This is a genomic window from Pseudomonas sp., from assembly GCF_037994325.1.
Classification (GTDB): Bacteria; Pseudomonadota; Gammaproteobacteria; order Pseudomonadales; family Pseudomonadaceae; genus Aquipseudomonas.
Map to the genome: position 1 here is coordinate 1 of NZ_JBBNAH010000433.1, position 6217 is coordinate 6217.

A 6217-nucleotide genomic window follows, 5' to 3' on the forward strand; every position below is an offset into this window, starting at 1 on the left:
CCGCTACCTGATGCCGGATGTCGACGAAACCACGTTTGGCACCTTTATCAATGCTCACCTGGTAGACGAAAAAGTCGGCCCGGCGCGGGTGCATGAGCTGTATGTAAAATACGGTCCCGGCGCCTACAGCCTGCCGGACCAAGGCTATATCGCCCGCGTGCACCCGCTGGAACTGTGGCTGCTTGGCTACCTGCAACAACACCCGCAAGCCAGCTTTAACGAAGCAGTGAGCGCCAGTAACAGCCAGCGCCAGGAGGTGTATGGCTGGTTATTTAAAAGCCGGCACAAACGCGCGCGCGACAGCCGTATTCGCATCATGTTGGAGGTGGAAGCCTTCCTCGACATTCACCAACGTTGGCAGCGTGTCGGCTATCCGTTCGACCACTTAGTGCCATCGCTGGCCACCGCCATCGGCAGCTCCGGCGACCGCCCTGCCGCCTTGGCCGAGCTGATGGGCATCATCCTCAACGACGGCATCCGCCAACCGACCGTACGCATCGACAGCCTGCACTTTGCCGCCGACACGCCCTACGAAACCCGTTTGGGCATCAACCCCGACCAAGGCAAACGCGTGCTGTCCAGCGAAGTGGCCAGCGCCCTGCGTGGCGCGCTGGCGCAAGTCGTCGCCAAAGGTACCGCGCGGCGCTTAAACGGCAGCTTTACCGAGCCCGACGGCAGCGCCATGACCTTGGGCGGCAAAACCGGCACCGGCGATAACCGCATTGAAAGCGTCGGGTCTGGCGGGCGGATACTTAGCTCCCGCTCACTCAACCGCACCGCGACCTTTGTGTTTTACCTAGGGGACAAACACTTCGGCACCCTGACCGCCTTTGTGCCTGGGCGCGCGGCGGAAGGCTTTCGCTTTACCTCAGCGCTGCCCGTGCAAGTGCTAAAAGGCATGGCGCCAACGTTGCAGCCGTATTTACGGGCAGAGACCCAGTGTGTAGCGGGTAAAAGCAAAATCTAGCGCGTTAAAAAGACGCCTACCCAGTAAACCCCGGCCCTCTCCCCCTGCCCCTCTCCCGCGAGCGGGCGAGGGGTGACGAATGGCCAGCACTTCACAGGCCCCAGCTCCCTCGCCAGCTTGCGGGAGAGGGCCGGGGAAAGGGGCCTTTGATCTGCTGGTGATCTTGATCTGCCCTGCCCCGTTCACCGCAAGGCCGACCGCAATCGTTGTGTAGGGGGGCGCCGGCTAGGTTGAGCGGCAGGAGCCGCGAAAGGCGTGGGGCGATGGATGGCCCTGCACGCCGACCCCTGGAGCGGCGACGGAGCGAGGGAAGTCGCAGCGCAGACCCAAGGTAGGGGCAAGCCCTTTTGGTTTCTTTTGGGTGGTCCGGCAATCCGGCGACGGCCAAAAGAAACTCGCGCGTAAGGCGCGAAACAAAACGTCCAGCCCACGCGGTAATGGAAACCACCGGCAGAATAAAAGCAAAAGCTGGTGCGCACGGCACACCCTACAAATCAAAAGCATGTACGCCCCCTCGCCCCCATCCGCCCTGTTAATATTCCCCCGCCCAGCCACCCTGTAAAAAAGTGGCCAGGGCGCCACGCTCGCCCGGAAAAATTGGAGTTACCCGTTTGGAGTCTGAATCCATCGTCTATGGCTGTATCCGCGACTGGCCATCAGGCGACCCCGAACAAGCCCGCCTGCGCCGCGCGATAAACCAGAGAGAACTGCTGGCCCTGCCCGCCGGCGACGCCTGGCCCTTTATCGGCCGCGATATGTTTTCGTTCTGCCCGGAACCCGGCGAAGGCCTGTACCAAACCCAAGTCATTCACTTCGGCGCCAGCTACCGCGCTGTGGAGTACGAATGGAACCTGTGGGTCGAGCAATTTGAAGCCCTGCTCAAACGCCTGTACTGGGGCAGCGCCGTGGTTCACCTGGAAACCGAATTAGCCGGCAGCCATACCTTTCGCTGGGAGTCCGAACAGGGCTTCCATAGCCCGCAAGACAGCGGCGGCCTGCTGGTGCGCTGCGCCTGGGAACGCGAAGGCGCGCTACACAGTTAACCCATGGAGCGGCCGATGCTTAATTACCTGTGGTTCTTTCTCGCCGCGCTGTTCGAAATTGCCGGCTGCTACGCCTTCTGGTCGTGGCTGCGGATGGGCAAAAGCGCCTGGTGGATTGTGCCGGGCTTGGTCAGCTTGGTGCTGTTTGCGCTGCTGCTCACGCGGGTGGAAGCAGCGTATGCCGGACGGGCGTATGCGGCGTATGGCGGCATATATGTGGTGGCGTCGATCGCATGGTTAGGCGTGATTGAACGAGCGCGGCCGCTGAACACCGATTGGCTGGGCGCGGCGTTTTGCATAATCGGCGCGCTGATTATTCTGCTCGGGCCGCGCTTTTCTGCACCATAGCGTGGGGGCGCCCCGTTGGGCTTCGCCTATGGGCTCACCGCACACGAACCGACCCAACCTAGAAACTGGGTCCCCGCCTGCGCGGGGACGACAGTGATAGACCAGCAACCCCCCGTCATTCCCGCGTAGGCGGGAATCCAGAATGTGGCGTCGTACATCGCTTATGAACGTGCGATCCCTCGTGACTCTGGGTCCCCGCCTGCGCGGGGACGACGGCGATAGACCAGCACCCCCCGTCATTCCCGCGCAGGCGGGAATCCAGAATGTGGCGTCGTACATCGCCAACGCGACCAACGCTTACTCCTCCAACCACTCCTTAGGCACCTCACGCTTCATGGCCAGTTGGCACTGTTCGCTTTCGACGTCGAAGACGATCACTGCCTCGCCTTTGTCCAGCGCGCGACGTACACGGGCTACGCGGGTTTCCAGTGGGGTTTCGTCGCCGTTGTCGGTGCCGTCGCGGGTGACGAAGTCTTCGATCAGGCCGGTTAGGGTGTCGGGGCTGAGCATTTCTTGCGGGATCAACATGGCGGTTCTCCAAAAAGCCCGGCGATGTTAACCCACTAGGATGGGGAAGTTTCTTCGTTCACCGGGGTTTCACGCTGGCTGGCCAAGAAACGATCGAGGGTGGCGTACAGCACTTGGCAGTCCAGCGGCTTGCCGAGAAAGTCGTCCATACCTACCACGGCGCCGTGTTCGCGGTGTTCGTCAAGAATATGCGCGGTCAAGGCCACAATCGGCACGGGCCGTAGCTGCCGCTGTTTTTCCAACTGGCGGATTTGCCGGGTGGCTTCAAAGCCGTCCATTTCCGGCATTTCGCAGTCCATCAACACCAGGTGCACGGCATGCGGGTCGCGGCCGTATTCCTTGACCGCCTCTACGCCGTTGGCCACCACACGCACCAGGTAACCACGCTTTTTCAGCAGGCCTTGCACCACCAGCTGATTCACTGGGTTGTCTTCGACCACCAGAATGCAGGCGTTATTGCCGCTGAAGTCTTCCTGGGCCGGGCGGTTTTCGATGCGCCGGTCCTGGTAGAACTCCAGCAGCGCGTCGCGCAGCGGAGTAATGGCCAGGGGCTGGGCCAGGTTGAGTAGGCGCAGGCCTTTGCTCGGCGGCAGCAGTTGGCATTGTTCCGGTGGGCACAGCAGCAGAATGCGTTGGCCCTTTTGCAGGCGTGGGCGCAGGCTGTCGAGCCAATGCATCACGCTGCCGGGCCAAGGCGCCATCAGGATTAATAGCGGCGTTACAGCAAAGTCGTCCAAGTAGGCTTGCAGCTTTTCCGGGTTTTGGCAGCGTTCGGTGCGCATGCCCCAACGCTCCAGCAGGCGGCTGACGGCATCCAGGCCCAGACCATCGAGGGAAGTGATCAGTGCGGTTTTGCCTTTGAGCAAATGGCGCAGCGGGTCGTCATCGCGCTCACCTTCTTGCAGGGCGATGTCAAAGGCCAGGCGTGTGCCCTGCCCTGGCGTGCTTTGCACCTCAATATGGCCGCCCATCATTTCCACCAGTTCTTTGCTGATGGCCAGGCCCAGGCCGCTGCCGCCGTAGCGGCGGGTGGTGCTGGAGTCGCCTTGGGAGAACGATTCAAACAGTTGCGTCTGCGCCTCGCCGGGAATGCCGATGCCGCTGTCGCTAACCGAAAAGATCAGATGCGGGTCGCCCAGGCTGTTGTTGCGCCGGCAGACGCTGACGGCCACATGGCCTTCGGCGGTGAATTTAAGCGCGTTGCTCAGCAGGTTCATCAGCACCTGCTTAAGCCGCGTCGGGTCGCCTTTGATGCGCTGCGGCACACCGGCTTCCATGCTCACGTACAGGCGCAGGTTTTTTTCCAGAGCCTGGGCGGTGAACAGGGTCAGGGTGTCGGAGATCAGCACTTCCAGGTCGAACTCGATGTTCTCCAGGCTCAGCTTGCCGGACTCGATACGCGCGTAGTCGAGGATGTCGTTGATCACCGCCATCAGCGAGCTGCCGGAGCTGGCGATGGTGTCGACATAAAAGCGTTGGCTGCGGTCCAGCGTGGTGCCCTTGAGCAGTTGCAGCATGCCCAGCACGCCATTAAGCGGGGTGCGAATCTCGTGGCTCATCTTGGCCAGAAAGCGGCTCTTGGCCTGGTTTTCAATTTCCGATTTAGCCGCCGCCTGGCGGGAACGAAAGCCTTCCTCTTTAAGCAGGTTGATGCGGTCGGCCAAGCCAATGGACAGGGTCAGCAGCTCAATAGTGACGCCGACCTTGACCATGGTGCCGCCATAAATACCGAAGATTTCAATGCCCAGCGAGCCGCTGGTGGCGACGATAAACGAGGTGAGCAAAATGCCCCAGGCGAGGATGTAGTACGAGCCGTAGCGCAAGCCTTGGCGCCAGATATACACGCCGCAGACCAGCAGGATGAAGGAGACAAACAACACCGTCAGGCTGGCGAGAATATTCCACGCCTGCAAACCAATCACCGCCACCGACACCATGCAGCAGAGAATCAGCGCCATCAGCCCTTGCAGGGCTTTGTCCAGGCGTGGCGCATATTGCCCGGTGTGCAAAAAGTGGCGGCTGAATTGGGTGGCGCTAAAGCTGTGCAGGAACATCAGAAAATAGATGCTCACCGACTGCAGCTCGATCAGGTTGGGCATCAGCTTAAACAGCATGCCGTCAAAACTGGCGGCGAACAGGCCGATGTTGAGGTTGTACACCAGGTACCAGAAGTAGGCTCGCTCGCGCAGGGAGAAGAACAGGAACAGGTTGTAGCAGAACATCGCAAACAGCACGCCGTAGAAGGCGCCATTGGCACCCATCAGGTTTTCCTGGGCGGCGGCGCTGGCGCTGTAGGTGCTGAAAAACATCGGCACAAACAACGTGCTGGTGCTCTCAATGCGCAAAATCAGCGTGCTTTGCCCTTTGGGCAGGACCATGGGAAACCAGAAATTGCGCACCTGCACCGGGCGCTGGGAAAACGCAAAGCGGTCGCCGCTTTCCTGAGCTTCTAACCTGCCGTCGGGGGTTTGCAGGTAGAGCTGAATATGGTCGAGCAGCGGATAGTTGATTTCCAGATAACCGGCCAAGTCGTGCGGGCGGGTATTGAGCAGCCTGACTTTGAACCACCAGACCGAGCCGTTTTTGCCGAGATTGACGTGGTCGCTGCGTGCGCCCTGAAATTCCCGGTCGGGAATGGCCTGCACTTGCTCCAGGCTAAGAATGCCCTGGGGGTCTTCGACATAACCGACATAGGGCGCCAGCGACAGGCGCACTTCGTCCTGATTCAGTGGCGCGAGCGCACCCGCGCTGGCCCAGGAATTTGCAGCGAACAGGCATAGCAGCAACACCAGACGAATACGAGGCATCCGTGAACCTCTTCATAGATCCTGGCAGAGCTACACACTCCAGGCCGTTTGCAATCTACTGCGCCCGGCTAGGCGGCTCTACTCTTATTTGTCTGGCACTGTGCCTCTATGCGGGGCGCCCTTCAAGTGTCGTTTTCACGGGAATTGATCAGGCTGTCTACCGTCGGAACCCGTGTATCACTTTCCATCTGGGCATCGTGCTCAATCTGGTGGCTGAAATTTTCCAGCGGTTGATTGGCCGGCTGAGCATCACTGGCAAACACCGGGGGGCTCAAAATATAGGCCGTGAGCAAACGACTGAGGCTGGCCAGGCTGTCGATATGGGTACGCTCGTAGCCGTGGGTGGCATCACAGCCAAAGGCTAGCAGAGCGGTACGGGTGTCGTGGCCGGCCGCCACCGCCGATTGCGCATCGCTGTGGTAGTAGCGAAACAGGTCGCGGCGCACCGGCACCTCATGCTTCTCGGCCAAACGCAGCAAGTGGCGGGACAGATGATAGTCGTAGGGGCCGCCGGAGTCTTGCAT

General features: G+C 60.6%; 4 protein-coding genes and 2 pseudogenes. 3 read left to right on the forward strand and 3 right to left on the reverse strand.

Annotated elements, in window-relative coordinates; all coding sequences use genetic code 11:
* The 3 genes and pseudogenes from AAAB16_RS14575 to AAAB16_RS14585 form a co-directional block, all read left to right on the forward strand.
* A pseudogene (locus AAAB16_RS14575) lies at nt 1-967 on the forward strand (glycosyl transferase family 51); the annotation flags it as partial.
* Nucleotides 968-1578: 611 nt separating this feature from the next.
* Complete coding sequence (locus tag AAAB16_RS14580; RefSeq protein ID WP_340663961.1) at nt 1579-2010, forward strand: hypothetical protein; 432 nt, start codon at nt 1579-1581, stop codon at nt 2008-2010.
* Between the two features lie 15 nt (nt 2011-2025).
* A complete protein-coding gene (locus tag AAAB16_RS14585; RefSeq protein WP_340663962.1) occupies nt 2026-2358 on the forward strand; it encodes a YnfA family protein in 333 nt (110 codons plus the stop codon).
* 297 nt (nt 2359-2655) lie between these two features.
* On the opposite strand, the gene AAAB16_RS14590 is transcribed toward AAAB16_RS14585, so the two are convergent.
* From AAAB16_RS14590 to AAAB16_RS14600, 3 genes and pseudogenes are all read right to left on the reverse strand, one after another.
* A complete protein-coding gene (locus AAAB16_RS14590) occupies nt 2656-2886 on the reverse strand; it encodes a YheU family protein (protein WP_340663963.1) in 231 nt (76 codons plus the stop codon).
* Nucleotides 2887-2921: 35 nt separating this feature from the next.
* Nucleotides 2922-5693, reverse strand: a complete 2772-nt coding sequence (locus AAAB16_RS14595; protein WP_340663964.1) for a 7TM diverse intracellular signaling domain-containing protein — start codon at nt 5691-5693, stop codon at nt 2922-2924.
* A 122-nt stretch (nt 5694-5815) separates the two neighbouring features.
* A pseudogene (locus AAAB16_RS14600) lies at nt 5816-6217 on the reverse strand (osmoprotectant NAGGN system M42 family peptidase); the annotation flags it as partial.

Excerpts from the sequence above, each read along its gene's own strand:
- AAAB16_RS14585 (WP_340663962.1), top strand. The coding sequence starts at position 2,026 with ATGCTTAATTACCTGTGGTTCTTTCTCGCCGCGCTGTTCGAAATTGCC.
- AAAB16_RS14590 (WP_340663963.1), bottom strand. The coding sequence starts at position 2,886 with ATGTTGATCCCGCAAGAAATGCTCAGCCCCGACACCCTAACCGGCCTG.
- AAAB16_RS14595 (WP_340663964.1), bottom strand. The coding sequence starts at position 5,693 with ATGCCTCGTATTCGTCTGGTGTTGCTGCTATGCCTGTTCGCTGCAAAT.